Source organism: Kitasatospora sp. NPDC058162, assembly GCF_042884005.1.
Lineage (GTDB): Bacteria > Actinomycetota > Actinomycetes > Streptomycetales > Streptomycetaceae > Kitasatospora.
Genome location: NZ_JBHVUS010000032.1, coordinates 32,688 through 57,957 on the forward strand (window position 1 = coordinate 32,688; position 25,270 = coordinate 57,957).

A 25,270-nucleotide genomic window follows, 5' to 3' on the forward strand; every position below is an offset into this window, starting at 1 on the left:
GGGGTGGGTGGCGGCGGGTGCCCCGGGCTTCGTGCCCGCGGCCCGGCGGGCGGGCACCACGCCGGCACGCCCTTCGCCGGGGCGCGGCGTCGGGCATGGGAAGTCGGACCGGTCGACTTCTGGTGCCCGTACTCCGGAAGCGGGTGGCGGCCGGTTTCCCGCTGCGCCCCCGTTGTTGGGCCGGGCGGGTCCGGGGTCCCGCCGTGTCCCCGGCTGCCCGTGTGTGCCTGTGCGGCTGTGTGCCGGTGGGCCGTCGGATGTGGGTGGGCCCGCCGCGGCACCGGGTGGGGTGCGGGGGCGGGCCCGGGGTGTGAGGGGTTAGCTCAGGGAGGCGAGGGCGGCCTCGTAGTTCGGCTCCTCGGCGATCTCGGCGACGAGCTCGGTGTGCAGGACGGTGTCGTTCTCGTCGAGGACGACCACGGCGCGGGCGGTCAGGCCGGCCAGCGGGCCGTTGTCGATCGACACGCCGTAGGTGTTGTGGAAGTCGCGGCCGCGCAGGGTGGACAGGGTCTTGACGTTGTCCAGGCCCTCGGCGCCGCAGAACCGGGCCTGGGCGAACGGCAGGTCCGCCGAGATGCACAGCACGACGGTGTTCTCCAGCGCGCCGGCCTTGGCGTTGAAGGTGCGCACCGACGTCGCGCAGGTCGGGGTGTCGATGCTCGGGAAGATGTTGAGGACCTTGCGGCGGCCGGCGAAGTCCTGCAGCGAGGTGTCCGCGAGGCCCTCGCCGACCAGCGTGAACGCCGGGGCCTGGCTGCCGGCCGCCGGCAGCGCGCCGCCGACCTCGACCGGGTTCCCCTTCAGCGTGACCTGAGCCATGAAAAGCCTCCTACCAGCGGTATACGGGTGACAACGCCGCCGATCCTACTGCCCGCGCACCGTCCCCGACGCCGGGTGACCGAGGAACGGACAGGTACTGGGGCGCGGGCCGGCCCCGGCCGGGGGCGGTGTGCGGGCCGGGGCGGCCCGGTCCGCGCACCGGAGGTCCGGGGTGCCGGCCGCGGCCGGGGGTCTCAGCGGGCCTGCCGGGTCTGCCCGCGGCCGCCGGGCCCGGCGGGTGCGGCGGCGGGTGCGGCGGCGGGTGCGGCGGCGGGTGGCGCACCGGGTGTGGTGGGCATGGGGGGCAGCGGGTGCCAGGTGACGGGGACGGCGCGCATGACCAGGGCGCTGTCCAGGGTCGCGCTGCCCGCGGGGAAGCGGGCGGGGTCGTCGAAGAACGACGACGCGGCGCGGTGGATCCGGGCGGCCTGCATGTGCCAGTTCCGGGGCCGCAGTTCCATGCCGTCCAGGTGGCGGCCGCGGGCGGTGGCGGAGAAGCCTGTGGCGCCGTCCCGGAAGAAGCGGGAGGCCTCGGCGAGGCCGGTGAACAGGTGGCTGCCGCGCAGTTCGTCGCAGGGTTCGACGCTGACGTCGACGCGGGTGGCGCCGTCCCTGGCCGTCAGCGCGACGCTGACCGGCCCGGGCCCGTCGTGGACCTCGAAGTCGGCGAGGCCGTGCTCGCCGGGGAACAGGCGCCCGCCGGCCCAGGCGTTGAGCCGTGAGGAGGTGTCGCGGCGCGGGATGTACACGCCGCTCTCCACGCCGCGGGGGCCGTCCCACTCGACGGCGATGCGGTGCGCCGCGTTCTCGCTGCGCAGTCCGAGCGCCCCCGGTGCCCAGGCGGGCCGCACCCGGCCCAGGCGCAGCAGGCAGATGCCCGCGACGGCGTGGCCGCGCACCAGCTGCGGGCGCAGCGGTGCGGGCAGCAGGCGCGCGGCGGCGTCGGGGGCGAGGCGGTAGTTCACCAGCAGCCGCCGTTCGACGACGCTGGCCAGCTTCGGCTGTCTCATGACGTCTCGTTCCCCCCGCTGCGCTCGCCCGCGTCGCCCTGGTTGCCCTGGTCGTTCCCGTGGGGTGTGCCGCGGCGTCCGCGGGTGCGGCGCAGCACGATCTGCTCGGGGCACACGGCGCTGAGGAAGCGGCCGACGCAGACGGCCAGGCGCTCGGGGGCCAGTGCGTAGAGGATCCGGTTGCCCTCGCGCCGTTCGGTGACCAGTGCGGCGGCCTTGAGCACGCCGAGGTGCCGGGAGACGGAGGGCGCGCTGATCGGGAAGCGGGCGGCGATCTCGCCGGCCGCGAGCTCGCCGTCCCTGAGGTCCTCGAGGATCTGGCGCCTCGTCGGGTCGGCGAGGGCGCGGAAGGCCCCCGCCTCGTCCTGGGGTCGTGTCACCCCCACTGTTTAGCACTTTGGCTAAATAGCCGGCAAGGGGTCCGGCGGGGCCCCGTGCGGTGCCGGCGGGGCGACAGGCGGGCGGGCGGGGTGGGGGAGGGCGCCCCGGGGGTCCGGCGGCCGGTTCCGCCCCGCCGCCCCGCCGCCGGCCCGTGGCCGCCGGTGACCGGCGGTTCGGGGAAATCCGGTGACGTGCCGTCAGTTCGCCGTGGTGTACTGCGGGCCGGGATCGTTCGCGCACAAGTCACCGCGAGGAGTGGACCGTTCGATGAGCGCCGTATGCCCGGGCTGTGCCGCCGGGGAGCACGCCCTGCCCGTGCCCGAGGCCCTGGAGGGCGGGTCCGCGGCCGGCGTGGACGCGTCCGAGGCCGTCCACCTGGCCCCGCCGCCCGAGCCGCGGCCCGAGCCCGAGCCCGTGCGTGAGGGCGCGGCGCCGGCCGTGCTGGTGGTCCTCGCGGCGCTGTGGCTGCTCCTGGGGGTGCTGAACCTGCTGCACCCGCGTCCGGACCTGGACCGTTACGACGACTTCTACCGGGCGGGCTACCTGCTGGGCGGCTTCGTCGGTCCGGCGCTGCTGACGGCCGCGGCCCTGGTCGTGCGTACGGTCGGGCGCCGGCGTGCCCGGCGGCGGCAGGAGGAGCGGCTGCGGGCGCAGCAGGAGCGCCGCCTGCACCTGGTGCAGCGGTGGCGGCGCGGCTGGTGGTGCCGGCGCTGCCGGGTGGCGTTCTTCCCCGCGGGCGCCCTGCACCCAGCCTGCCCGCCCTCGCCTGCGCTGGCCGCCGGGCACTACCCGGCCTGGGTGCTGGGCGCCCCCCTCCAGGACCCGGGCGGTCAGGGGCCGGGTGGTCAGGGGCCGGGCGTCCGGGGCGGGGGTGTTCAGGAGGCGGGCGGCCAGGCGCTCTCGTAGTACGCCAAGGGGGTTCGCGTCGCGGCCAGCGGCCCGCACGCCGGCGGCGGCGGTGACGTGCCGGGAGGCGGTGCCGTCCAGGCCGGGGCCGGTGCCGGCGACCATGCGTGCCGCCTCCGGCAGGGCGCGCAGCGCCTGCATGGCGCAGCCGCGGCCCCGGGCGCCGGGCGTCGGGCCGTGGCCGGCGGTGGCGGTGCCGTGCGCGTCGGGGGCCGGGTGGGAGCCGGCGCCGCCGACGGCCGGCCCGTCCTCGCGCAGCCGGATCCCGTAGGCGCCGAAGGGCTGCGGGTCGCCCTCGCCCGCGCACACCCGCGGGCAGCGGCGGGCCCCGGCGAGGTCGCCGTCGGCGGGGTGGCCCGGCGCCCACCGCCCCCGCGCGGCCCGGGCGGGCCCGTCCAGGACGCGCCGGGCCCGGCGCGGGGTCGGCGGGTGGAGGATGAGGCGCTGGGGTGACCGGGGTGTCCATGACCCCTGCCGTACCACCTGGTGCGCCCGCCCCGCACCCGGCGTTCCCGCCCGGGCCGGGCACGCCGGGTGACGGCCCGTCGGCGGCCGGGCGGACGGACGGGCACCGCGCGGGCGGTGGCACTTGCGGCCCCGGGGACGCACGGCGCGCCCGCAGGCCGGCACCGTGCGGTTCCCCTGCGCCCCGCACCCGCACCCGCGTCGGCCTGCTCGAGCCCGAGGACCGGGGCGCCGCCGTGCGCGGCCCGCAGGGCAGCGGGCACCGGAAGTCGGCCGGTCCGACTTCCGGTGCCGGGCGCTGCGCTTCGGTGAGGGGTGTGCCGGTGCGAGGAGGGGGGCGAAGGGCCGCCGGGCGGCGGCGGGCAGGAGCCGGGGCCGGACCGCGGGGGCCCACGGGGCGCGGACGGGCCGGGCCGCCGGTTCCGCCCCCGCCCCGGGGCGTGGCTGCCCCTCGGGTTCTCCCCGGCAATGCCGCCCCGGGGGCCGGCGGGCGGGTGAAGCCGCCCGGCGCCCGGCGGCGGTGCCGGGCGGGGCCCGCCCCGCCGCGTGAGGCCGGCCCCGTACCGCGGGGAGGGGCTCCGGGACCGTGCCCGGCAGCCCGGCAGCCCGGCAGCCCGGCCCCGCCCCGCGGCGGGCCGTCCGGGGGCGCCCGGCCTGCCGGGGCGCCCGCTGCCGCCGGTCGGCACCGCGCGCCGCACGTTGCAGGGCACGTTGCGGGGCGCGTGGGAGGACCGGCTGCGGCCGAACGTGCCCGGCCGGTTGCTCGGCGCCGGGACCGGCGACTGCGGCACCGGGCGCGGGCCCGCCCCCGACGGGCTCCTTGCGGGGCCGGGCGCTCCACCGCGTACGTGCGGCGCCGGCCGCGCACCCCCCCCGCCGAGCCGCGGCGGCCGGTTCGGGCCGCCGGAGCCCGGGGGGCCTGCGCCTGCGCCTGTGCCTGCGACGGCGACCGGCGCTGGACGGCTGCCGCGGTGCGCGCGTGGTGGCAGGCACCCGCCAGGGTGCGCGGGTACCCGGCCGGACACCGCCACGCCCGGCAGGCCGACGGCGCCGCGTCCGGCCGCCGCCCCGCCCGGGCCTGCCCGCGCCGCGCCGCCTGCCCGGACGGGGAGCCGGAGCAGGACCTGCGCCGCCGCCTGCCGCGGCTGCGGGAGCACCGCCCACCGCGCCCCGGCCGGGCACCGCCCCGCCGGTGGGCGCCCGGCCGGCGCCGGGGAGGATCGGGGACGTGAACGTGCCCGAACTGCTCGAAGCCGCCGGCCTGCTGGCCCCCGCGGCCGCCGCCGGCGGCGGCCCCGCCCTCGACGACGTCTGGGACGACCTGGTGCGCGACGACTGGGAGAGCGCCCTGACCCTCCTGGAAGAACTGCGCGACCCCGCCTCGCCACCGCCCGGCGCCCGCGCCTGGGAGGACCTCGCCGAGGCCGCCGCCGAGGCGCGCCTGCCGCGCAGCGCCGCCTGGTGCCACTGGCGGGCCTTCGAGGCCCGCCACGGCAGCGTCCGCGCCGAACTGACGCTGCCGGCGCCGGGGCAGGGCCCGCGCAGCGCCCCGTTCGCGGGGGCCGGGGTGCTGCGCCCGCCGTGGGACCTCGGGCACCGGGACGCGCACGGGCGCCCGGTGCTGGACATCGCCGTGGTGTGGGTGGAGGGCGCCGAGTGGCTGGGGCCGGGGCAGCGGGCGGTGGTGCGCCTGGCGCCGCTGGACCCGGCGCGCTGGCGCCACCTGCGGCCGGGTCGGGTGATCGCCCTGTACGAGGGCGCGCTCGCGACCGCCACGGCCGTCGTCCTGGAGGTCCGCGCCCTGGAGCCCGCGGGGCCCGCCGCGTAGCGCCGCACGGCCCGCCGGGGTTGGGCCGCGACGTCCCGCGGACGGCGGGCGCCCGGGGCCGGCGGCGGGACGCGCCCACCGTTGTCCCGCGGGTCCGCCGCGCCCTGACCGCCCGGCGGGGGAGCGCCGCCGCCTTGGCACGGGAAGTCGGACCGGCCGACTTCTGGTGTGCCGTCGGTGGGGTGTTCAGGAGGACGGTGGCCGGCTGCCCGCCGTACGGGAAGTCGGTTCGGCCGGCTTCCCGTACCGGGCGGGCGTTGCCGTGAGGGGGCGCCGGTGCGCGGTGTTGGCCGGCCTGGCCGGGGGAGGGGAAGGCCGGGCCCCGGGCCCCGGGCTCCGGCGCGGCGGGTCGGCGCGCCGGCGGGCGGGCGGGTCCGGCCGCAGCGATGTCGGGGCCGAGCGCCCTGGGCCGGGTACCAGAAGTCGGACGGGCCGACTTCTGGTGTGCTGGCGGTGGGGTGTTCGGGAGGGCGGCGGCTGGGGCCGGGGGGATAGGCGGGGTGCGGTGCCGGACCGGGTGGCCGGCCCGCCGTCGTACGGGAAGTCGCTTCGGCCGACCTCCCGTACCGGGCGGGCGTCGCCGCGAGGGGGCCGAGCGTCCTGGGCCCGGGTGCGCCCGGTGCCGTGCCCGCCCCGGCGGCCGGGGGCGGGGCCGTGTCCGGGGCCGGGTGCAGGACGTCGGACGGGCCGACTTCCCGTGCGCTGTCCGCCGCGCGCTCAGGAGGCCGCAGGAGGCCAGGGCCAGGGGACGGGCAGGGTGTAGTACCAGCCCGGGCGCCAGGGCGGGGGGTCGCGCAGGACGTCCTCCAGGCGGGCGCCGGCGAGCAGGCAGTCCAGGGACCAGCGGTTGGCGGAGTGGGCGATCAGCAGTACCCGGCGCCCATCGAAGCCCGCGGCGAGGTCGGCCAGGAACGCGCCGGTGGCCTCCAGGACCTGGCGGTGGCTCTGCCCGCCCGGGTACGGCTCGTCGGCGCAGTGCGGGCGCCGGGCGGCGACCAGGTGCGCCGGGGCGCCGTTGAGGGTGCCGTAGTCGCACTCGCGCAGCCGCGCGTCCCGGTGCAGCGGCGGTCGCCCGTCGGGGAAGGCGATGCGGGCGGTGGCCACCGCCCGGTGCAGGTCGGAGGTGAACACCGCCGCCAGCTCCCCGCCCCGGCGGCGCGCCCCCAGCTCGGCGGCCTGGCGCCGGCCCAGCGGGCCCAGGCGCCCGGGCAGGTGGCCGGTGGCGATGCCCGCCTCGTTGTCGGTGGTCGTGGCGTGCGTCTCGTAGACGATCTCCACCGCCACCGCCCACCACCCCCCCTCTCCGCCCCGCGCCCGAGGGGGATGCTGCCCGGCCCGGCACCCGCCTACGCGCGGCGGGCGGGCCACACGCGGCAGGCGGGCGGGCCACGCGCGGCGGGCGGGCTACGCGTAGCGTTCGAACAGCGCCCGCAGGTAGTCCTCCAGACGCTCCGCCAGCAGGTGCGCGTCCAGGTCGGTGCGGCCCAGCTCGCGCCAGGGCACCGCGACCTTCTCCGCGTCCGGGGCGAACGCCAGGGCGTCCAGCAGCCGCCAGTACAGGTGCCCGGGGCCGCGCGCGCTCAGCACGCCCCCGGCCCGCTCGTAGGCGTCGGCGAAGGCCATGCCCGTCTCAACGCCGTGCAGCAGGGCCAGCGCGGTGCAGCAGTGCGCGACGTCCAGGTCCGCCGGACCCCAGGACGTCTCCACCCAGTCGACGACCCCGCTGACCGCCAGCTGCTCCCCGTGCCCGGTGAACAGCACGTTGCCGGGGTGGAAGTCGCGGTGCAGGAAGCAGCCGCGGTGCGCCGGCGCCGGGCGGCCGATCACCTCCACCGCCCGCGCCCACAGGCCCGGGCGCGCGGTTGCGGCCGGGACCCGCACGCGCTCGGGGGAGGTCCACGCCTGCCAGGCGCGCGGACGCAGCCCCTCGGGCACCCGCACGGCGTGGACGGCGGCCAGCTGGGCGGCCAGCAGCTCCACCCGGCGCGCCACCTCGCCGTCCTGCTCCACCCGCACCGTGCCGCTCAGGTGGGTCATCAGCAGCGACGGGTGCCCGCCGTGCCCGCCCCGGGCGTCCACCGCGCGCAGCCGCGCCGCCGGCACGGTGCCGCCGGCCAGCAGGCGCAGCACACCGGCCTCGCGCTCCAGCAGCGCGGGCGCGTGGCGCAGGTAGAACGGCTTGACGAAGGAGCGCAGCACCAGCGAGTACCCCGCCCCGGCGCCCCCGCCGTCCCCGTCGGCGGGCTCGACGTCCAGGCGGCGCATCCGCGAGGTCCACCCGCCCTTGAGCGCCTCCACGCGCGCGATCCGCTCACCGGGCGCGAGCACGCCCTCCACCCACCGGCGCGTACCGGCCCACCCCTGGACGTCGTCGTCGATCATGGACGACCACCCTACGCCCGCCCCCCGGCCCGGGACCGGGCCGCCTCCGGGGCTTTCCTTCGTGCCGGACTGCGCCGCGGGCGTGCCCGGTGCGATCCGGGTGCCGGTGCGGTCCGGCCGCCTGCTGAGGGGGATCCGCGAGCGGGACCGGCTCCGGCCGCGGTTTTGTCGACGGGCCTGGCGCCGCAGCCCGACGGCCCGGCGGCTGGACTCACCCGGCGGTGTCCACCAGGTGTTCCGCCCTCGTGGCCGCTTCATCGGCATCGGCGGTCCCGCGTTCTGCCGGGGGCGCCCCGTCGTGCGATGTCCGGGCGTGGACGGGACAGCGCCCTTTCGGGGACGAGCGCGACGGCGACGGCGGGGACGTCTGCGTCGCCGGGCCACCACCGGGCCCGTGCTGAACCGGAGCGTCGCCCGGCTCGTGAACGGGCAGCGGCGGTTCAGCGGGGTGTTCCCCGCGGCGAGGACCACCTCCTGCAGGACGGGCGGAACCCGCGACCGGCCGGCAACCCGGCAGAAGCCGTCCTGCTTGCGCTGCCGCCCGGGCCTGGAAGCCCCACGCCTCACCCCGAGGGCCGCTCACGCCCTGGGATCCTGCCGTGGTCGTCGTCTCGGGGAAAGCGGCGCCGTGGTCCGTACGGGCGGCGCTCGGGCCGGTTCGGGACGCGGACACGGAAGAACCCGGAAGGACACCCGGCCCTGCACGGCCCGCTCGATCGTTGTGGTCCGGCCCGTGGTGCCTTCGGCCCTGCCGGAGCTCCATTCGTGGCGGCGGACGGCCTGGACGCCGCCCCGGCGGCCGTGTCCGCGGATCTCGCGCAAGAGTTGCCGGGCGCCGGCGCACCCGGCGGTGGAGCCGCTGTCCGGGCACGGGTTGAACGGGCCGGTCGGCCTTTGCCTGCCGGCGCCGGACCCCGGTGCGGAGGAGAGGAGTTCGACCGGTGGCGCGGTCCGGAGCGGCGCACCGTCCCGCGGTCCGGGCCGAGGCGGCGGGCGACGGCGCCGGCCGTCCGCTCCCGCTCCGGCGGCCGCACCCCGGACGCCCGCCCGCTGCGGCACGCGGCGGAGCGGGCGGGCGCACGGTCGGGGCCCGTACGGTCAGGGCCCGCAGGCCCGGGGGGCGTCGCGGGCCTCGGCGTCGGCGGCCGCGACCACCGCCGACAGCAGGCCCGGGAAGCGCCGCTCCAGCTCCTCGGCGCGCAGCGTGTTCATCTTCGTGGTGCCCACGTAGTACTGGCGCAGCACCCCGGCCGCGCGCAGCACGGAGAAGTGATGGCTGGAGGTGGAGCGCCCGACCGGCAGGTCGAAGGAGCCGCAGCTCAGGTCACCGCCCGAGTGCGCCAGGGTGCGCACCACCGTGCGCCTCGCCGGGTCGGCGAGCGCCTCCAGCACCTGCTGGACGTTCACGTCCTCCACACCGGGGTGCTCGATCATCCGCGCCGTCACGCGTGCCCGTCCCACACCCACCACCCCTTCCCAAGCCTGGCCCCCGTCCCGCGTCGATCTTCGTCAACGGCCGCGCACCACGCGCGACTTCACGCCCGACGCTACTACGGGACGGGGCCCCGCCACGCCCGCCGCAACACCTCCGCAACACCGATCGCGCACCGAACGCGCACGCCGGGCCCCGGAGTCCGGGCGCAGCGGCCCGCACACGCCGGTGCGGCGCACGCCCCCCTGCCCGCACAGGAGGCCGCCCGCCGCACCGGAACACACACGCACACGCACACACGTACGCGCACACGCACGTACGGACAAACAGCGACAGCAACGGCGACAACAGCAGCGTCAGGAACAGCGGACGCCCCGCCGCCCCCCGTTCAGGCCGCCCGCACCGGCGGCCCCGCCGGCCGCGCCAGGCGCGCCAGCGCCAGCGGCTCGAAGATGCCCATCAGCACCGGGTCCACCGGCCGCACCGCCGACGGCGCCGGAGCCGCCGGCAGCGGCGAGCGCAGCAGCGACAGGTACAGCTCCTGCGTCTCCGCCGCCGGGTCGATCCCCAGCTCCTCCGCCAGCACCCGGCGCAGCTGCTGGTAACAGCGCAGCGCCTCCGCCCGGTTGCCCGCCGAGGCCAGCGCCTCCATCCGGCACCGGTAGGCGCTCTCACGGAACGGCGCCCGCCGCACCGCCTCGTCCGCCCACCGCAGCGCGTGGTGCTCCTCGCCCAGCGCCGAGGCCGCCAGGCTCGCCGTCTCCAGCGCGCTCATCCGCAGCTCCTCCACGTGCTCGCGCACGCCCTGCGCCCACTCGCCCTCGTGGTCGGGCAGGAAGGAGCCGCGCAGATTGGCGATCGCACCCGCGGCCAGCTGCTGCGCCACCGCGTGCGAACGCGCGGCCAGCGCCTCGCCCGCCTCGCCGACCGCGCCGGCCGCCGCCTCCAGGTCCACCGCCGCGTCCGCGGGCAGGCGCAGCACGTAGCGCCCGCCCTGGGCGATCAGCGGGGTGGCGCCCGGGCCCTGGCCGGGCCAGGCCACGAACGCCCGCACCCGCGAGACCACGCTGCGCAGCGCGGAGGCCCAGGTGTCGGGCAGCCCGTCGGGCCAGATGGTGTCGGCCAGCTGGTCGCGGCTGGTGCCGGTGGAGCGCTCCAGCACCAGGCGCGCGAACGCCACCTGGGCCTGGGCGCTGGACAGGTGCTGCGGGGCGTTGCCCGCGTGTTCGATCGTCACCAGGCCGGTCAGTCGGATCAGCATCGCGCCGTCCCCGATCTGCCGGACGGGCCCTCGTCCCGAAAACCGTTCAACACAGCTCCAACCCCCTCGAAGCCACAGCGGAAGTGACGGCCCCGCGTGGTCGGGAACCGTCGGCATGGGAAACTGGACCGGAACATGAAACAACGCCGACCAGCCGTTCGGTTTCGGCGGATTTCGACCATACATTCGCCGCCGAGCACGGTGTCAACACCCGTAGAGGAAACATACCCGCCGGCCGGTCGATGCGTCGTGGACGCAAGGTTTCCGCACGTCAGAGCAGTACCGCAGGCCAAGGGAGCGGCTATTGCGGACGCCTTGCGCATCCTGCCGTAGAAATGTAGCCATCCTTGAGCAGCCCGCGTGAAGGCTTCGAGAAAGAAGCCCGCACGAAGCACCGCCCCCCTTTTTTGAAAATACCGGACGGAAAAGGCCACCGCCGCCTTTCGTGGATTCCCGCCCGCCGCCAACTGCCCGTCAAGTCGTCCACCCCGTGAAGGAGAACCGCCCGTGAACGCCACCGGAGCATGGGACCGCCTGGAGCCGAAGCTCGCCGCGACGAACGCCCGCGTGGCCGCCCTGGAGTCCGACCCCTCGCGCCGCAACAGCTTCGTCGCCTACACCATGGAACGCGACAGCGCCTACTGCGACCTCGACGGCGAGCGCCTGCTCATGATGTCCGGCTACAGCTACCTCGGCCTGGCCGGCGACGAGCGCGTGGTCGCCGCCGCCAAGGCCGCCGTCGACGTCTACGGCACCGGCAACCACGGCGTGCGCGCCCTGGCCGGCACCATCCCTCTGCACGAGGAACTGGAGGCCGAGGTCGCCCGCTACGCCCACCGCGAGCGCGCCCTGGTCTTCGGCTCCGGCTACGCCGCCAACGTCGGCACCATCGGCGGCCTCGTCGGGGCGGGCGACACCGTCCTGATCGACAAGTACGACCACGCCTCCATCGTCGACGGCTGCCGCCTCTCGGGCGCCACCGTCACCCGCTTCCGCCACAACGACGTCGACCACCTCGAGCGCCGCCTCAAGGCCGCCGCCCCCACCGGGGTGCGCCTGGTCATCGTCGACAGCGTCTACTCCATGGACGGCGACATCGCCCCGCTGCCCGAACTGCGCGAGGTCTGCGACCGCCACGACGCCCTGCTGATGGTCGACGAGGCCCACGCCCTGGGCGTCATCGGCCCCACCGGCGGCGGCATCGAGGAGCACTTCGGCCACCGCCACCGCGTCGACATCAAGCTCGGCACCCTCTCCAAGGCCATCCCCTCCATGGGCGGCTGGATCGCCGGCAGCAACGAGCTCATCGGCCACCTGCGCTACGCCGCCCGCCCGTTCCTGTTCTCCGCGGCGCTGGGCCCCGCGCAGACCGGCGCCGCGCTGGAGTCCCTGCGGATCCTGCGCCGCGAGCCCCAGCGCGTCACCCACACCCAGGTCCAGGCCCAGCGCCTGCGTAAGCGCCTCAACGACGCCGGCATCTCCACCATGGACTCCTCCACCGCCGTGCTGCCCGTCATCGCCGGCTCCGACGACGCCGCCTACGACTACGCCACCGCCTGCCGCAAGGCCGGCGTCATCGGCCTGCCGGTCGTCACCCCCGCCGTGCCCAACGACCTGGCCCGCCTGCGCATCGCCGTCACCGCCCGCCACACCGCCGCCGACATCGACTTCGCCGCCGACGCCTTCCTGACCGCCGCCCGCCAGACCGGCCTGATCTGACCCGGCCACCGGCCACCCGACGGGCGAACGGAAGGAGAGCACCAGCCATGGCACCCCAGCACCAGCCCCAGCACCAGCCCCAGCACCCGGCCCAGCCCCAGCACGGCCGCCGCCGCGACGAGATCGCGATCACCGGCATCGGCGTGATCAGCCCCGCCGGCCACACCGTCACCGACTTCTGGCACACCGTCAGCGCCGGACGCTCCACCGCCACCGCCCTGAGGGACCCCGAACTGGCCCGCCACAAGGTCAGACTGGGCTGCCGCGTCACCGGCCTGCCCGAAAGCGCGGACCTGCCGGCCAAGGACGCCCGCCGCCTGGACCCCTTCGCCCACTACGCCACCCTGGCCGCCCTCGCCGCCCACACCGACGCCGGCGCCCCCGCCCCCGAGGCGGGACGCAGCGCCATCGTGGTCGGCAACGCGGTCGGCGGACGCACCACCAGCGACCGCGAGTCCGCCCTCTACACCGGCCACGGACCCCTGCGGGTCTCCCCGCTGATGCCCCTGGTCACCATGCCCAACGCCGCCGCCGCCCAGATCGCCATGCGCCTTTCCTGGAGCGGCCCGGCCCTGACCGTCGCCACCACCTGCGCCTCCAGCGCCGACGCCCTCGGCCACGCCGCCCTGCTCCTCCAGTCCCACCGCGCCGACGTGGTCATCGCCGGCGGCTGCGAGGCCACCCTGACCCCCGTCACCCTGGCCGCGTTCGGCAACCTCGGCGCCCACTCCCAGCGCAACGACGACCCCGCCCGCGCCTCCCGCCCCTTCGACACCGAACGCGACGGCTTCGTGATGGGCGAGGGCGCCGCCTTCTTCGTCCTGGAACGCCTCACCGACGCCCGCGCCAGAGGCGCCCGCCCCCACGCCCTGCTGGCCGGCTACGGCTCCAGCGCCGACGCCTACCACCTGTCCAACCCCCGCCCCGACGGCGCCGGCGCGGTCGCCGCCATGCGCGCCGCCCTGCGCGACGCCGGCCTCACCCCCGCCGACATCGCCCACGTCAACGCCCACGGCACCTCCACCGTCCACAACGACCGCGCCGAAGCCGCCGCCCTGCGCACCGTCTTCGGCCCCCACGGCGTGCCCGTCACCTCCACCAAGGGCGCCGTCGGCCACCTGATCGGCGCGGCCGGGGCCGTCGAACTCATCGCCGCCCTCAAGGCCATGAACACCCGCCTCGTCCCGCCCACCGCCAACCACGAGAACACCGAGGAAGGCCTGGACCTCGACGTCGTCCACACCGCGCCCCGACCGATCCCCGCCGGCGCGGCCCTGTCCAACTCCTTCGGCTTCGGCGGCCACAACTCGACCCTGGTGGTGACCCCGCTATGACCACGACCACACCCACGACCACGACTACAGCCACAGCCACAGCCGCACCCGCGCCGGCGGCCACGCCCACGACCCGCACCCGCCTGACCCCCACCCCGGAGCAGACGGCCGCCTACCGCGCCGCCGCCCGCACCGCCCTGCCCGCCCCCGCGCGCACCGGCACCAGCCCGGCCTACCCCTTCGTCGCCGCCCACGCCCTCGCCCAGCACACCGTCACCGCCCTCACCACCGGCGACCAGGGCTTCACCGGCGTCGTCCACCTCGCCCAGGAGATCCACACCCACACCCCCCTCACCCCGGGTGCGGCCCTGGACGTGGCCGTCGAGGTCACCGCCGCCCGCCGCGAGGCCCGCGGCACCCGCATCGCCCTGACCACCCGCCTCACCGACCCCACCACCGGCACCGAGCGGGCCCGCCTGAGCACCGCCGCCCTCCTGCTCGGCGCCACCGCCCCCACCCCCTTCGGCACCCCCGCCGCCACCGCCCACCCCGGCACCACCCCCGACGCCGAACCCGACACCCTCACCCTCGCCCTCACCCGCGCCGACACCACCGCCTACGCCCACGCCTCCGGCGACCACAACCCCATCCACCTGGACGACACCGCCGCCCGCACCGCCGGCTTCCCCGGCGTCATCGCCCACGGCATGCACCTGGTCGCCCTGGCCGCCGAACACCTCACCGACCGCTACGCCGACGGCGACCCCGCCCGCATCACCGCCCTCGGCGCCCGCTTCGCCGCCCCCTACACCCCCGGCACACCGCTGCGCCTGACCCTGCAGCCCTACGACCGGGCCACCGTGGTGCGCTTCACCCTGGCCACCGAGAACGGCACCGCCGTCAAGGCCGGCTGGGCCGCCCTCGCCCCCGCGGCGGGGGAGTGAGCGCCATGACCGACACCACCCCCGCACCCGACACCGCCCCCGCACCCGACACCGCCCCCGCACCCGGCACCGCCCCCGCCGGCGACGACTTCGCGGACGGCACCGCCCCCGCCGGCGACGACTTCGCGGACGGCACGGCCGCCGTGCCGCCGCTGGCGCTGCCCGACGCCGTCCTCGCCCACGCCCGCACCCGCCCCGCCGCCCCCGCCCTGATCTGGCACGAACGCACCGTCAGCTACGGCGAACTGGCCGACGCCGCCCAGGCCGAACGCGCCCGCCTGGGCGCCCTGGACCTGCGCCCCGGCGAGCCGGTGGGACTGCTCGCCGTCAAGTCCCCCGAGGCGATCGCCCTCGTGCTGGCCTGCCTGATCGAGCGCCGCCCCTTCCTGCTGCCCTCCCCGCAGCTGGCCCCCGCGCTGCTGGCCGCGCTGTTCGCCCAGGCCGGCGCCCGCCACCTGCTCACCCCCGCCGGCCAGGACAGAGCGCGCCTGCCCGCCCCGCCCCGGCCGGCCCCGGTGCCGACACTGGCGGCCGGCACCTCCTTCCTGCTCACCACCTCCGGCTCCACCGACCTGCCCAAGATCGTCCCGCTCGCCCAGGCCGGCGTCGACCGCTTCACCGCCTGGGCCCACGACACCTTCGACCTGGGCCCGGGGCGCACCGTCGCCAACTACGCGCCCCTCAACTTCGACCTCGCCCTGCTGGACGTGTGGGCCACCCTGGCCGCCGGCGGCACCTGCCTGCTCATCGACCCCGCCCAGGCCCTGAACGCCCGCCACCTGCTCGCCCAGCTGACCCGCCACCGCCCGCACGTGCTGCAGGCCGTCCCGCTGGCCTACGCCCTGCTCCTGCAGGCCGCCGGCACCCACACCGTGCTGGACGGCGTGGAGCACGCCGCGTTCACCGGCGACGCCATCGACGCCCGCACCCTGGCCGCCCTGCCCGCCCTGCTGCCCGGCGCCCGGCTGTACAACATCTACGGCTGCACCGAGACCAACGACAGCTTCCTGCACCGCCTGGACCGCCTGGACGCCGCCGCCGCGCTCCCGGTGCCCATCGGCACCCCGCTGCCCGGGGTGCGCACCCTCATCGCCGGCCCGGACGGCACCGCGCTGGCCGGGGCGGGCAGCGGCGAACTGTACGTCTCCACGCCCTTCCAAGCCGCCGGCTACCTCGACCGCTCCCGCGACGCGGGCCGCTTCACCACCCAGCCCGACGGCGCGGGGCCCGGGCGGCGCTGGTTCCGCACCGGCGACCTGGTCACCCGCGACGAGGCCGGGCGCGTGCACCTGACCGGCCGCTCCGACTTCCAGGTCAAGGTCCGCGGGGTGGCCGTCAACACCGCCGAGGTCGAACGCGTCCTGCTCGCCCACCCCGAGGTCCGCGAGGCCGCCGTCGCCGCCGAAAGCGACCCGCTGACCGGCAAGCGCCTGCACGCCGCCGTCCAGCGCGCCCCCGGCTCCGCGCTCAACACCCTGCTGCTGCGCGAGCACCTGGCCCGCAACCTGCCGCGCGCCGCCGTCCCCGAGCGCCTGGCCATCCAGGACGGCCCGCTCGCCAAGACCGCCACCGGCAAGGTCGACCGCAAGGCCGTCCTGCCCGCCGCCCCCTGACCGGCCCCGCCGCACCCCGACCGGACCATCCTGACCGGGCCGGCCGGCCCGTCCGGGCGCAGCCCTGTTATCCGATACCCAATCCGTAACGACAGCAAGGGAGTTGCCACCATGAGCAACATCGACCAGATCAAGCGGTTCCTGATCGAGGAGTTCCTGCCCGACGTCACCCCCGACCAGCTCGCCGACGACCACGACCTGCTCTCCGACGGCGTCATCGACAGCCTCGGCGTCCTCAAGCTCATCGCCTGGGTCGAGGACCACTTCGCCCTGCCCGTCGACGACACCGACCTGGACCCCAACAACTTCCGCTCCGTCAACGCCATCGACGCCTTCATCACCCAGCGCCGCACCAGCGCGGCCACCGCCGCGGTCGGCGGCTGACCCGTGCACCCCGCCCTCACCGCGCTCCTGGCCGGCCGCCCCGTCCCGCTGGAGGCCTGGCGCTCGTGGTGGGAGCAGCTGGAGCAGCGCACCCTGGGCCCGGCCCGCGACAGCGACCGGGCCCAGGCGGCGGCCCTGCTGGCCTCCCTGACCACCCGCCTGCCCGACCCGTCCACCCTGGCGGCGCTGACCGCCTCCCTCACCGAACGCAGCCCCGACCCCGGCCCGCCGGTGCCGGGCAGCGTCAACATCGTGGGCACCGGCGGCGGACCGGCGACCTTCAACCTGTCCACCGCCGCCGCCCTGACCGCAGCCGCCATGGGCGTCCCCGTGGTCAAGACCGGCTCGCGCGCCTACACCAGCGCCGCCGGCTCCGTCGACCTGCTGGAGCGCCTGGGCATCACCCTCACCCGCGGGCACGCCGCCACCGCCGACCACCTCGCCGAGCACAACATCGCCTTCGCCGGCCCGCACGTCTACCCGCCCCAGCTCACCCGCCTGGCCCGGATCCTGTTCCCGCTCACCCTCAAGCCCTTCGGCGCCTTCCTCAACACCCTCGGGCCGCTGCTGGCCACCGTCCCCGTCACCGCCCAGCTCACCGGCGTCTCCCACGCCGCCCCCCTGGACGCCCTGCGGGCCCTGGCCCCCGCCGTGCGCGGGCGCGCCCTGTGGCTGGCCACGAACACCGCCGGCGCCGACGAACTGCTGCCCTTCGCCGACAACACCCTGCACACCCCCGACGGCGCCGTCCACCTGCCCGCGGGCTCGGTGGCCCCCGCCGCCGGCACCCTGGCCGACCTCGCCCCGAGGCCCGAGGACCTCACCGCGCACTTCCTGGGCGCCCTCGAAGGCCGCGCCGGGCCCACCGCCACCCACACCATCGCCCTCAACGCCGCCGCCCTCGCCCTGGCTGCCGGCCGCCACACCCGCTGGTCCACCGCCTACGGGCAGGCCCTGGACGCGCTGGCCGACGGCGCCCCGCGCGCCCTGGCCGAGCGCCTGCGCGCCCACCGCAAGGCGGCCGTCCATGCCTGAACCCCTCCCGCGCGACGGCGAGCCCGAACCCCTCTTCCGCACCGGCGAGTTGGGACTTGCGGTGTTCCTCAACGCCGGCGACCCGCCCGGGGGACTGGCCGACCTCGCCCACACCCTGGACGAGGCGGGCGTCGAGGTCCTGGAGCTGGCCGTCCCCTTCCCCAACTCGCCCACCGACGGGCCCGTCATCCGCCGCTCCGCCGCCCGCGCCCTGGCCGCCGGCACCACCCTGGACACCGTCCTGGCCGAACTCGCCGACCTCACCCCCCGCCTGCGCACCCTCAAGGTCGTCCTGCTCGCCGACTGGAGCCACAGCCTGCGCCACCGCGACCCCGCCGCCCTGGCCCGCGCCGTCGCCGCCTCCGGTGCCCGCGCCCTGCTCGTCCACGCCCTGCCCCCGCGGCTGCGCGCCACCTGGCAACACGCCCTGGAGCAGGCCGGTCTGCCGCAGGTCACCACCTGCTACCCGGCCTCGACACCCGAGACCCTCACCGCCGCGGCCCGCGGCGCCGCCGGCGCCTACGTCTACCTCGTCGCCCACTACGGCCGCTCCGGCACCGCCCCCGGCGCCGGCCACCGCGCCCTGGCCGAGACCGTCACCGCCCTGCGCGAGGCCGCCCCCGGCGTGCGGGTCGCCGTCGGCTTCGGCGTCAGAACGGCCGCCGACCTCGACGCGGTGGCCGCCGCCGGAGCCGACGCCGCGATCGTCGGCTCCGCCGCCGTCGCCCGCCTCGAACAGGCCCACCGTGAAGGCCGCGACACGGCCGCCGACCTGCGCGCCTTCCTCACCGACCTCCGTACGCCCCGCCCCCCACAACCGGCGGACGCGCCCGGAAGCACCACCGGCACCACCACCCCCACCGGCACCACCACCCCCGCCATCACCGTCTCCTGAGAGGACCCACCAGCATGCTGATCCGCGACCTCGCCGACGTGAAGACCGTCGAATGGGGCAACGGCCTCTCCCGCCGCTTCCTCCTCGCCTCCGACGGCCTGGGCTACAGCCTCACCGACACCACCGTCAACGCCGGCACCAAGTCCCGCCTGGAGTACCGCAACCACATGGAGGCCTGCTACTGCATCGCCGGCTCCGGCGAGGTCATCGACATGGACGGCAACTCCCACCCCATCACCCCCGGCCGGATGTACGCCCTCGACCTGCACGACGCCCACTACCTGGTCGCGAGCCCCGACGAGGACCTGCGCCTGGTCTGCGTGTTCTCCCCGGCCCTGAACGGCGACGAGGTCCACCAGCTCGACGCCCACTCCTCCTCCGCCTACTAAAGGCCCCCTGTCCGTCGACGTACGAGTCGTGTGCCGGCGCCCCTGCGCGCCGGCCCGCACACCCCGGCCCTGGCCCATGTGCGGCCCGGGAGGAAGGCGGCAACTGCCATGATCCGCTGGAACGCCGACCAGAAGGCCCTGCGCGAGGGCCTGGCCCGCTTCGGCGACGACCTGAGCGCCGGCCACATCGAAGGCGACGAGCAGGCCGCCTTCTCCCACGACAAGTGGCGCCTGATCCAGAAGACCGGCATCCTCGCCCTGCCCTTCGAGGAGCGCCACGGCGGCCTGGACCAGTCCCTGCTCACCACCATGTACGTCCTCGAGGGCCTGGGCGAGACCTGCCGCGACGGCGGCCTCAACTTCTCCGTCACCACCTCCATGGCCTCCACCGGCGTGCCCCTGCAGGCCTTCGGCTCACCCGCCCTCAAAGAGGCCTTCCTGCCCCGCATCGCCTCCGGCGAGGCGATCGGCGCCCACGCCATCACCGAGAGCGAGTCCGGCTCCGACGCCATGCGCATGCGCACCCGCGCGGTGCGCGACGGCGACACCTTCGTCCTCACCGGCGCCAAGACCTTCGTCTCCAACGGCCCCGTCGCCGACCACATCGTCGTCTACGCCCGCACCCACCCCCAGGGCGGGGCGCTCGGTGTCACCGCCTTCCTCCTGGACCGCGCCATGCCCGGGCTGTCCACCGGGAACCCCATCAAGAAGATGGGCCTGCGCACCTCCCCGATCAGCGAGGTCTTCCTCGACGAGGTCCGCGTCCCCGCCGCCCGCGTCCTGGGCCGCGTCGGCGGCGGCTTCCTCGTCCTGGACCACGTGATGAAACGCGAGATCCTCTACTCCTTCATCGTCAACACCGGCGAGATGCAGCACCGCCTGGCCCGCTGCCTCGACTACGCCAAGACCCGGATGTCCTTCGGCAAGCCCATCGGCTCCTACCAGTCGGTCGCCAACAAGATCGTCGACACCAAGATCCGCCTGGAGACCGCCCGCAAGTGGCTCTACGACACCGCCCAGCGCCTGGAGGCCGGCGAGAACGTCACCGTCGACATGGCCATCGCCAAACTCCTCACCAGCGAGTCCAACCTCGCCACCTCGCTGGCCGCCGTCCAGGTCTTCGGCGGCAACGGCTACATGGCCGAGTACGGCCTGGAGAAGGACGTGCGCAACGCGGTCGCCGGCACCATCTACTCCGGCAGCAACGAGATCCAGTACAACCGCATCGCCGCCATGCTCGGACTCGGCAATTGACATCCTCCCCGCGCTAGAGCGCGGGGATTCCAGCCGCGCCTGCGGCACGGGGCCTGCGCCCGGTGCGGCCGGCGTTGCGGTGGGTTCCTGTTTCGACGGACCGTGCCCGGCGTGGGATCGCCACACCGGGTCTTACCGGTCCTCCGCAGGCGTTTAGCCTGTCCGCCCGTCCGGCGGCCAGGATGTTGCGAGCAGCGTTGAGGTCACGGTCATGGAGTACACCGCAGGAGCCACAGGCCCACTGCCGGACGTGCAGTGGTTTGGGTCCGTCGCGGTGTCCGCACTGCGAGCAGAGCTGGGAGGACGGGAACGCGCGGTCCACGACGTGGACGGTGCGCCCGTAGCGGGCCGCTTTCTCTTCGAGGAGGAGCCGGAAGGCGGCCCATCCGGCGTCGTGGACGGACTTGGCGAGGCGGCCTCGGGCGAGGCCGCGCACGTTCAGGTCCTCCAGGAATATCGCTTGGTTCTCGCGGATGATCCTGGTGGTCTGCTTGTGCAGCCAGTCCTTGCGGGTGTCGGCCACCTTGGCGTGCGCCCTGGCGACCTTCTCGCGGGCCTTGGCCCGGTTCTTCGACCCCTTGGCCTTACGCGACAGTTCCCGCTGCGCGGCCTTGAGTCCCCTCTCGGCCTTGCGCAGGAAACGGGGGTTGTCGATCACGCTGCCGTCGGAGAGGACGGCGTAGGTGGTCAGCCCGAGGTCGATGCCGATCTCGGCATCGACCTCGGGCAGGTACTCGGGCTCCACGTCCACGACGAAACCGGCGTGGTACCGCCCGGACGGGTCCAGCACGACCGTCACCGACGACGGGTCGGCGGGCAGCGGCCTGGACCACTTCACCCGCACGTCGCCGATCTTCGCCAGGTTCAGCTTCCCGTTGGAGCGGATGCGGAACCCGTTGCGGGAGAACCGCAGCGACTGCCGGGCATCACGCTTCGACTTGAACCGGGGCAGACCGACCGGGCGTCCCTGCCGCTTCCCGGACAGCGAGTCGAAGAAGTTGCGGTACGCGGTGTCCAGATCGCGCAGGGACGACTGCAACGCGTCCACCGACACCGACCCCAGCCACGACCGGGCCTCCGTCCTCTTCGCGTCGGTGATCACCGCCTTGGCCAGGGCACCGGTCGGGATCCTCGACCCGTCCGCCTTCCACGCGGCCCTCCGCAGGGCGAGCGCATCGTTGTACACCACCCGCGCACACCCGAACGTACGGGCCAGCGCCAGCCGCTGACCCCCCGTCGGATAGAGACGAAAGGAGTACCTGAGATGCACGGAATCAACCTACCGACAGGCACTGACAACCAGACGCGGCCACCTGCACGGCGGTCCGCCTCGACGGCGAAACACCGCCACCCGACCCGTTCCTCAGGCAGCCCGCTTCTCCCCCGCAAGTGGGAGGTACCCCCACCCCCGGCCAAAGCCGAGGGTATCCACGGAGGTCCCCGATGAGCGCCCCCGCCGCCGCCCTGGCCCCCGCCCGCCTGGGCCACCTCAAGGTCTGCGGCGCCCGCACCCGCGCCGACCTCGACCTGCTCGCCGCCACCGGCCCCACCCTGGTGGGCCTGTGGCACGGCATCCCCGGCGGCCCCGCCGACCTGCCCCCCCAGCGCCTCGCCGACCTCGCCGCCACCGCGATCCGCCTGGGCCTGGAGCCCGTCCTGGTCACCTTCCTCGACGACCCCGACCACCTCGCCCGCCTCGCCCGCGAAACCGGCATCCGCTGGATCCAGCTGCACGCCTACCAGAGCCCCGCCCTCGCCGCCCGCCTGCGCGAACAGCTCCCGTACGCCGTCCTCGTCAAAGTCCTCCACCTCGCCCGCGGCCGCTGCCTGGAACGCGCCTTCACCCCCGCCTTCGAACGCGCCGGCATCGACCTGTTCCTCCTGGACACCGTCACCGACGACGGCCGCGTCGGCTCCACCGGCCAGAGCCTGGACCCGGTGGACGTCCACGCCCTGCTGCCCCGCCTGTCCATCCCCTTCCTCCTGGCCGGCGGCCTCAGCGCCCACAACCGCGACACCTACCGCACCGTCACCGACCACCCCCTCTACGCCGGCGCCGACATCGACACCGCCGCCCGCGACCGGGCCGGACACCTCACCCGTGAGGCCGTCACCGCCCTCGCCCGCGCCTGGCACCCCCGCCCCCAGGAGGCCCGCGCATGACCTTCATCGACGCCCTGCTCACCGCCCGGCGCCCCCTGATCACCGAAGTCAAACTCCGCGACCCCCACGGCGCCGACCTGCTCGGCCCACGCACCGTCACCGACCTCGTCACCCGCTACGAGGCCGCCGGCGCCCCCTGCCTGTCCGTCGTCACCGGCCGCTGGTTCGGCGGCACCCCCCGCCTGCTGCGCGAAGTCACCGCCGCCACCGACCTGCCCGTCCTCCAGAAGGACTTCCTCACCCGCCCCGCCCAGCTCGAAGCCGCCCGCGCCCAGGGCGCCGCCGCCGTCCTGCTCACCGCCGCCCTGCTGCCCGCCGCCTCCCTCGCCCGCCTGGTCACCAGCGCCCTCGCCCTGGGCCTGACCCCCTTCGTCGAGATCACCGACGAACGCGAACTCGACCACCTGCCCGCCCCCCAGGACTGCGTCGTCGCCGTCAACAACAAGGACATCCGCACCCGCGAACGCGACCCGGGCGACCTGGAACGCAGCCTGCGCCTGCTGCCCGCCGTGCGCGCCGCCGGCTGCCGCGCCCCCGTCTCCGCCTCCGCCATCACCGACCCCGCCCAGGGCGCCCGCCTCCTGGACGCCGGCTACGCCGGCCTGCTGGTGGGCACCGCCCTGATGCGCAGCCCCGACCCGGCCGCCTGGCTCACCGCCCTCGACGACGCCCGCACCGGCGGGGTGGCCCCCGACAGTGCCAGAGCCGGGGTGGCGGTGTGAACCCCGCGCTGCGCACCCGCTCCCTGGTCCTGGACGCCGCCGGCATCCCGCTCTCCGCCCTGGTCGCCGAACCCGAAGGAGGCGACCCCAAGGCCGTCATCCTCGCCATCCACGGCCGCGGCATGCGCGCCGCCTACTTCGCCGGCCCCGCCCACCCCGACACCAGCCTGCTCACCCTCGCCGCCGACCTCGGCTACAGCGTCCTGGCCGTCGACCGCCCCGGCCACGGCGCCTCCGCCCACCGCCTGCCCCAGGGCCAGCTCATCGCCGACCAGGCCGCCACCCTGCACGCCGCCCTCACCGACTACGCCCGCGCCCACCCCACCGGCGCCGGCGTCCAGCTCCTCGCCCACTCCTTCGGCGGCAAGATCGCCCTCACCCTCGCCGCCCACTGGCCGAGCGACCCCGCCCTGCCCCTGCTCGGCGCCGACATCTCCGGCCTCGCCCAGCACTACGCCCCCGGCGCCTGGGACCGACCCGACGACCTCGCCGGCGGCGGACGCCTCAACTGGGGCCCCCTCGCCCTCTACCCGCCCGGCACCTTCCACGCCGCCCGCACCCTGCTCACCCCCGTCCCCGCCCTCGAATCCCGCGAACTCGCCACCTGGCCCGAGCGCTTCACCGCCCTCGCCGCCCGGGTACGCGTGCCGGTGCGCCTCACCCTCGCCGACCACGAGGCCTGGTGGCGCCTGGACGCCCCCCACCGCACCGCGCTCACCGCCGCCTTCACCCCCGGCCTGGCCCGCCTGGTCACCGCCCACCACGCCGGCCACAACCTCTCCCTCGGCCACGCCGCCCGCCCCTACCACCTGCGCGCCCTCGCCTTCACCGACGACTGCCGCACCCGCCCCGCCGCCCCCACCCCCACCCGCCCCGCCCCGGCCCTGGCCACCGTCTGACGCCCCGCCCCGCCGTCCCGCGACCCCCACCGCTGGACGGCGGCCGCAGGACAGCCCCAAAGCCGGAGCACCCGCGCCCGACCGCCCCAAACGGCCCCGGCCGCCGTCTGACGCCGCGCCGCCCCGCCACTGGACAGCACCCCTGCCGCGCTGTCCTCGCTGTGCCGCCCCGAGATCCCCGCAGCTGGACGGCGACCGGAGGAGCCAAAGCCGCAGTGCCCCGTCCGGCCGCCTCCGTCTTCGCCGCGCCCGCGCTGGCCTCCGTCTTCGCCGCGCCGTCTTCGCCGCGCCCGCGCTGGCCTCCGTCTTCGCCGCGCCGTCTTCGCCGCGCCCGCGCTGGCCTCCGTCTTCGCCGCTGGACTGTGCCCTTGCCGCAGCTGTCCCCGCTGCGCCGTGTCGCGGCCCCCGCAGCTGGACGGCGGCCGGAGGACCCATGGCTGCTGCGCCCGGTCCCGCCCGCCCCCGACCGGCCATACCGGCCCTGGCCGCCGTCTGACGGCGCGCCACCCCCGCTACTGGACGGTGGCCGGAGCGCCCCCAAGGCCGCGGCGCCCGCGCCCGTCCGTCCCCAGCCGGCGGCGCCCGCGTCGTCCTGACGCCCCGCCGTCCTGCTGCGCCGCCCGCCGCCCCCGCCGGGCCGCGCTGCCATGCCCGCGCTGGCCGCCGTCGGCCGCTCCGCCGTCCCTGCGGGCCCCACCACTGGACGGCGGCCGGAGGGCCGCCCCAAGGCCGCTTGACGATGCACGGACAGCGGTCCCGGCCCGTCCGCCGTGAATTCCCGGCATATCCGCAGGCGGAAGGGGATCGGAGGATCCCCCGCGGAATTCCACCGCGCGCTCGCCGGGGGCGGATTCGCCCGTTTCCTCCGCCCGGCCCGACCCAGGGGGCTGGCCGATCCCGACGGCGGATGACAGTCTTCCCGTCGTCGGCGATACGGGGCCGAGCGGGCCGAAGGGAAACGGCCCGACGAAGGCCGGGAATTCGCATCGACAGATCACGACGATCCGTCAGCCGAATTGAGACAGGGGAACGGTACCTCCATGAAGATCCGCATGAGCAACCGCATCGCCGCCGTGGCGCTGGCCGCCGCGACCGCCGTCGGCGCGGGCGTCGTCGCCGCCTCGCCCGCCAGCGCCATCGCACCCGTGCAGTGCCCCAATGGCGGGACGGCCTACGGCATCGAGCTGTGGATGTCGGGCAACTGGCAGCTCTGCTACGCCGGCTCCGTGGGGGCCGCGTACCCCGGCGTCGACGGCGTGTACTCGGTGACCTCGCAGTGGAACAACGGCATCATCACGGCGAACGGCCAGAACTACAACCTCTACGCCGGCGGAAGCCTCGGATTCACCAGCGCGCACGTCTCCGAAGTGCAGATCGTGTGATTCCACCAGGGGGGGCGGGCATCCGTTTTACGGGTGCCCCCCCCCCCCCGTCTCCCCAGGGACCGCCATTCCCCCGGAAGGGGAAGAATTCCGATGCCGGTGCCAACGCGGGG

The 25,270-nt window shown here is 76.4% G+C and carries 23 protein-coding genes; 15 read left to right on the plus strand and 8 right to left on the minus strand.

Annotated elements, in window-relative coordinates; all coding sequences use genetic code 11:
- Positions 1–318: 318 nt before the first annotated feature.
- The 3 genes from tpx to ACFVXG_RS36065 all read right to left on the minus strand — a co-directional run bounded on the left by tpx (position 319) and on the right by ACFVXG_RS36065 (position 2,209).
- Positions 319–819, minus strand: a complete 501-nt coding sequence (gene tpx, locus ACFVXG_RS36055) for a thiol peroxidase (protein ID WP_350508312.1) — start codon at positions 817–819, stop codon at positions 319–321.
- 194 nt (positions 820–1,013) lie between these two features.
- Positions 1,014–1,829: a DUF2071 domain-containing protein gene (locus ACFVXG_RS36060; RefSeq protein WP_387933870.1), complete on the minus strand. Its 816-nt coding sequence runs from the start codon at positions 1,827–1,829 to the stop codon at positions 1,014–1,016.
- Positions 1,826–2,209 carry a metalloregulator ArsR/SmtB family transcription factor gene (locus tag ACFVXG_RS36065; RefSeq protein WP_387933872.1) on the minus strand — a complete coding sequence of 128 codons (384 nt, stop codon included), beginning with the start codon at positions 2,207–2,209 and terminating at the stop codon, positions 1,826–1,828. The genes ACFVXG_RS36060 and ACFVXG_RS36065 overlap by 4 nt, the downstream gene beginning before the upstream one ends.
- 268 nt (positions 2,210–2,477) lie before the next feature.
- Between ACFVXG_RS36065 and ACFVXG_RS36070 the strand changes: the two genes are divergently transcribed.
- Entirely contained in the window at positions 2,478–3,116 is a 639-nt protein-coding gene (locus ACFVXG_RS36070) for a hypothetical protein (protein ID WP_387933874.1), read from the plus strand.
- 1,693 nt (positions 3,117–4,809) lie between these two features.
- Positions 4,810–5,409, plus strand: coding sequence for a hypothetical protein (locus tag ACFVXG_RS36075; protein ID WP_387933876.1), 600 nt, complete (start codon positions 4,810–4,812; stop codon positions 5,407–5,409).
- 717 nt (positions 5,410–6,126) lie between these two features.
- On the opposite strand, the gene ACFVXG_RS36080 is transcribed toward ACFVXG_RS36075, so the two are convergent.
- The 4 genes from ACFVXG_RS36080 to ACFVXG_RS36095 all read right to left on the minus strand — a co-directional run bounded on the left by ACFVXG_RS36080 (position 6,127) and on the right by ACFVXG_RS36095 (position 10,484).
- The gene (locus tag ACFVXG_RS36080; RefSeq protein WP_387933878.1) at positions 6,127–6,693 is read right to left on the minus strand and encodes a histidine phosphatase family protein; all 567 of its coding nucleotides are present in this window, start codon (positions 6,691–6,693) and stop codon (positions 6,127–6,129) included.
- 120 nt (positions 6,694–6,813) lie between these two features.
- The gene (locus tag ACFVXG_RS36085; protein ID WP_387933880.1) at positions 6,814–7,791 is read right to left on the minus strand and encodes a phosphotransferase family protein; all 978 of its coding nucleotides are present in this window, start codon (positions 7,789–7,791) and stop codon (positions 6,814–6,816) included.
- 1,098 nt (positions 7,792–8,889) lie between these two features.
- Positions 8,890–9,252: a helix-turn-helix transcriptional regulator gene (locus ACFVXG_RS36090; protein WP_350508318.1), complete on the minus strand. Its 363-nt coding sequence runs from the start codon at positions 9,250–9,252 to the stop codon at positions 8,890–8,892.
- Between the two features lie 359 nt (positions 9,253–9,611).
- Positions 9,612–10,484 (minus strand): BTAD domain-containing putative transcriptional regulator, encoded by an 873-nt coding sequence (locus ACFVXG_RS36095; protein ID WP_387933882.1) that lies wholly within the window; start codon positions 10,482–10,484, stop codon positions 9,612–9,614.
- 507 nt (positions 10,485–10,991) lie between these two features.
- On the opposite strand from ACFVXG_RS36095, the gene ACFVXG_RS36100 reads away from it, so the two are divergent.
- From ACFVXG_RS36100 to ACFVXG_RS36140, 9 genes are all read left to right on the plus strand, one after another.
- Positions 10,992–12,203, plus strand: a complete 1,212-nt coding sequence (locus ACFVXG_RS36100; RefSeq protein WP_387933884.1) for an aminotransferase class I/II-fold pyridoxal phosphate-dependent enzyme — start codon at positions 10,992–10,994, stop codon at positions 12,201–12,203.
- Between the two features lie 47 nt (positions 12,204–12,250).
- Positions 12,251–13,537 carry a beta-ketoacyl-[acyl-carrier-protein] synthase family protein gene (locus tag ACFVXG_RS36105; RefSeq protein ID WP_387933886.1) on the plus strand — a complete coding sequence of 429 codons (1,287 nt, stop codon included), beginning with the start codon at positions 12,251–12,253 and terminating at the stop codon, positions 13,535–13,537.
- A complete protein-coding gene (locus tag ACFVXG_RS36110; protein ID WP_387933887.1) occupies positions 13,534–14,421 on the plus strand; it encodes a MaoC/PaaZ C-terminal domain-containing protein in 888 nt (295 codons plus the stop codon). Before ACFVXG_RS36105 ends, ACFVXG_RS36110 begins: the two co-directional genes overlap by 4 nt.
- A gap of 5 nt (positions 14,422–14,426) precedes the next feature.
- Positions 14,427–16,034: an AMP-binding protein gene (locus ACFVXG_RS36115; RefSeq protein ID WP_387933889.1), complete on the plus strand. Its 1,608-nt coding sequence runs from the start codon at positions 14,427–14,429 to the stop codon at positions 16,032–16,034.
- 111 nt (positions 16,035–16,145) lie between these two features.
- Positions 16,146–16,418 carry an acyl carrier protein gene (locus ACFVXG_RS36120; RefSeq protein WP_387933890.1) on the plus strand — a complete coding sequence of 91 codons (273 nt, stop codon included), beginning with the start codon at positions 16,146–16,148 and terminating at the stop codon, positions 16,416–16,418.
- Positions 16,419–16,421: 3 nt separating this feature from the next.
- Positions 16,422–17,453 (plus strand): hypothetical protein, encoded by a 1,032-nt coding sequence (locus tag ACFVXG_RS36125; protein WP_387933892.1) that lies wholly within the window; start codon positions 16,422–16,424, stop codon positions 17,451–17,453.
- Positions 17,446–18,348 carry a tryptophan synthase subunit alpha gene (trpA, locus tag ACFVXG_RS36130; RefSeq protein WP_387933894.1) on the plus strand — a complete coding sequence of 301 codons (903 nt, stop codon included), beginning with the start codon at positions 17,446–17,448 and terminating at the stop codon, positions 18,346–18,348. Before ACFVXG_RS36125 ends, trpA begins: the two co-directional genes overlap by 8 nt.
- Positions 18,349–18,362: 14 nt before the next feature.
- Positions 18,363–18,737: an ectoine synthase gene (locus ACFVXG_RS36135; protein WP_350508327.1), complete on the plus strand. Its 375-nt coding sequence runs from the start codon at positions 18,363–18,365 to the stop codon at positions 18,735–18,737.
- Positions 18,738–18,845: 108 nt separating this feature from the next.
- Entirely contained in the window at positions 18,846–19,991 is a 1,146-nt protein-coding gene (locus ACFVXG_RS36140; RefSeq protein WP_387933896.1) for an acyl-CoA dehydrogenase family protein, read from the plus strand.
- A gap of 13 nt (positions 19,992–20,004) precedes the next feature.
- Here ACFVXG_RS36140 and ACFVXG_RS36145 read toward each other — a convergent pair whose 3' ends face one another.
- A complete protein-coding gene (locus ACFVXG_RS36145; RefSeq protein WP_387933898.1) occupies positions 20,005–21,261 on the minus strand; it encodes an RNA-guided endonuclease InsQ/TnpB family protein in 1,257 nt (418 codons plus the stop codon).
- Between the two features lie 173 nt (positions 21,262–21,434).
- Between ACFVXG_RS36145 and ACFVXG_RS36150 the strand changes: the two genes are divergently transcribed.
- The 4 genes from ACFVXG_RS36150 (at position 21,435) to ACFVXG_RS36165 (ending at position 25,157) form a co-directional block, all read left to right on the plus strand.
- Complete coding sequence (locus ACFVXG_RS36150) at positions 21,435–22,154, plus strand: N-(5'-phosphoribosyl)anthranilate isomerase (RefSeq protein ID WP_387933899.1); 720 nt, start codon at positions 21,435–21,437, stop codon at positions 22,152–22,154.
- The gene (locus ACFVXG_RS36155; protein ID WP_387933901.1) at positions 22,151–22,876 is read left to right on the plus strand and encodes an indole-3-glycerol-phosphate synthase; all 726 of its coding nucleotides are present in this window, start codon (positions 22,151–22,153) and stop codon (positions 22,874–22,876) included. The genes ACFVXG_RS36150 and ACFVXG_RS36155 overlap by 4 nt, the downstream gene beginning before the upstream one ends.
- Positions 22,873–23,775 (plus strand): alpha/beta hydrolase, encoded by a 903-nt coding sequence (locus ACFVXG_RS36160; RefSeq protein ID WP_387933903.1) that lies wholly within the window; start codon positions 22,873–22,875, stop codon positions 23,773–23,775. The genes ACFVXG_RS36155 and ACFVXG_RS36160 overlap by 4 nt, the downstream gene beginning before the upstream one ends.
- A gap of 1,052 nt (positions 23,776–24,827) precedes the next feature.
- A complete protein-coding gene (locus ACFVXG_RS36165) occupies positions 24,828–25,157 on the plus strand; it encodes a hypothetical protein (RefSeq protein ID WP_387933905.1) in 330 nt (109 codons plus the stop codon).
- Positions 25,158–25,270: the final 113 nt, after the last annotated feature.

Excerpts from the sequence above, each read along its gene's own strand:
- tpx (WP_350508312.1), bottom strand. The coding sequence starts at position 819 with ATGGCTCAGGTCACGCTGAAGGGGAACCCGGTCGAGGTCGGCGGCGCG.
- ACFVXG_RS36060 (WP_387933870.1), bottom strand. The coding sequence starts at position 1,829 with ATGAGACAGCCGAAGCTGGCCAGCGTCGTCGAACGGCGGCTGCTGGTG.
- ACFVXG_RS36070 (WP_387933874.1), top strand. The coding sequence starts at position 2,478 with ATGAGCGCCGTATGCCCGGGCTGTGCCGCCGGGGAGCACGCCCTGCCC.
- ACFVXG_RS36085 (WP_387933880.1), bottom strand. The coding sequence starts at position 7,791 with ATGATCGACGACGACGTCCAGGGGTGGGCCGGTACGCGCCGGTGGGTG.
- ACFVXG_RS36095 (WP_387933882.1), bottom strand. The coding sequence starts at position 10,484 with ATGCTGATCCGACTGACCGGCCTGGTGACGATCGAACACGCGGGCAAC.
- ACFVXG_RS36105 (WP_387933886.1), top strand. The coding sequence starts at position 12,251 with ATGGCACCCCAGCACCAGCCCCAGCACCAGCCCCAGCACCCGGCCCAG.
- ACFVXG_RS36110 (WP_387933887.1), top strand. The coding sequence starts at position 13,534 with ATGACCACGACCACACCCACGACCACGACTACAGCCACAGCCACAGCC.
- ACFVXG_RS36115 (WP_387933889.1), top strand. The coding sequence starts at position 14,427 with ATGACCGACACCACCCCCGCACCCGACACCGCCCCCGCACCCGACACC.
- ACFVXG_RS36120 (WP_387933890.1), top strand. The coding sequence starts at position 16,146 with ATGAGCAACATCGACCAGATCAAGCGGTTCCTGATCGAGGAGTTCCTG.
- trpA (WP_387933894.1), top strand. The coding sequence starts at position 17,446 with ATGCCTGAACCCCTCCCGCGCGACGGCGAGCCCGAACCCCTCTTCCGC.
- ACFVXG_RS36135 (WP_350508327.1), top strand. The coding sequence starts at position 18,363 with ATGCTGATCCGCGACCTCGCCGACGTGAAGACCGTCGAATGGGGCAAC.
- ACFVXG_RS36140 (WP_387933896.1), top strand. The coding sequence starts at position 18,846 with ATGATCCGCTGGAACGCCGACCAGAAGGCCCTGCGCGAGGGCCTGGCC.
- ACFVXG_RS36150 (WP_387933899.1), top strand. The coding sequence starts at position 21,435 with ATGAGCGCCCCCGCCGCCGCCCTGGCCCCCGCCCGCCTGGGCCACCTC.
- ACFVXG_RS36155 (WP_387933901.1), top strand. The coding sequence starts at position 22,151 with ATGACCTTCATCGACGCCCTGCTCACCGCCCGGCGCCCCCTGATCACC.
- ACFVXG_RS36165 (WP_387933905.1), top strand. The coding sequence starts at position 24,828 with ATGAGCAACCGCATCGCCGCCGTGGCGCTGGCCGCCGCGACCGCCGTC.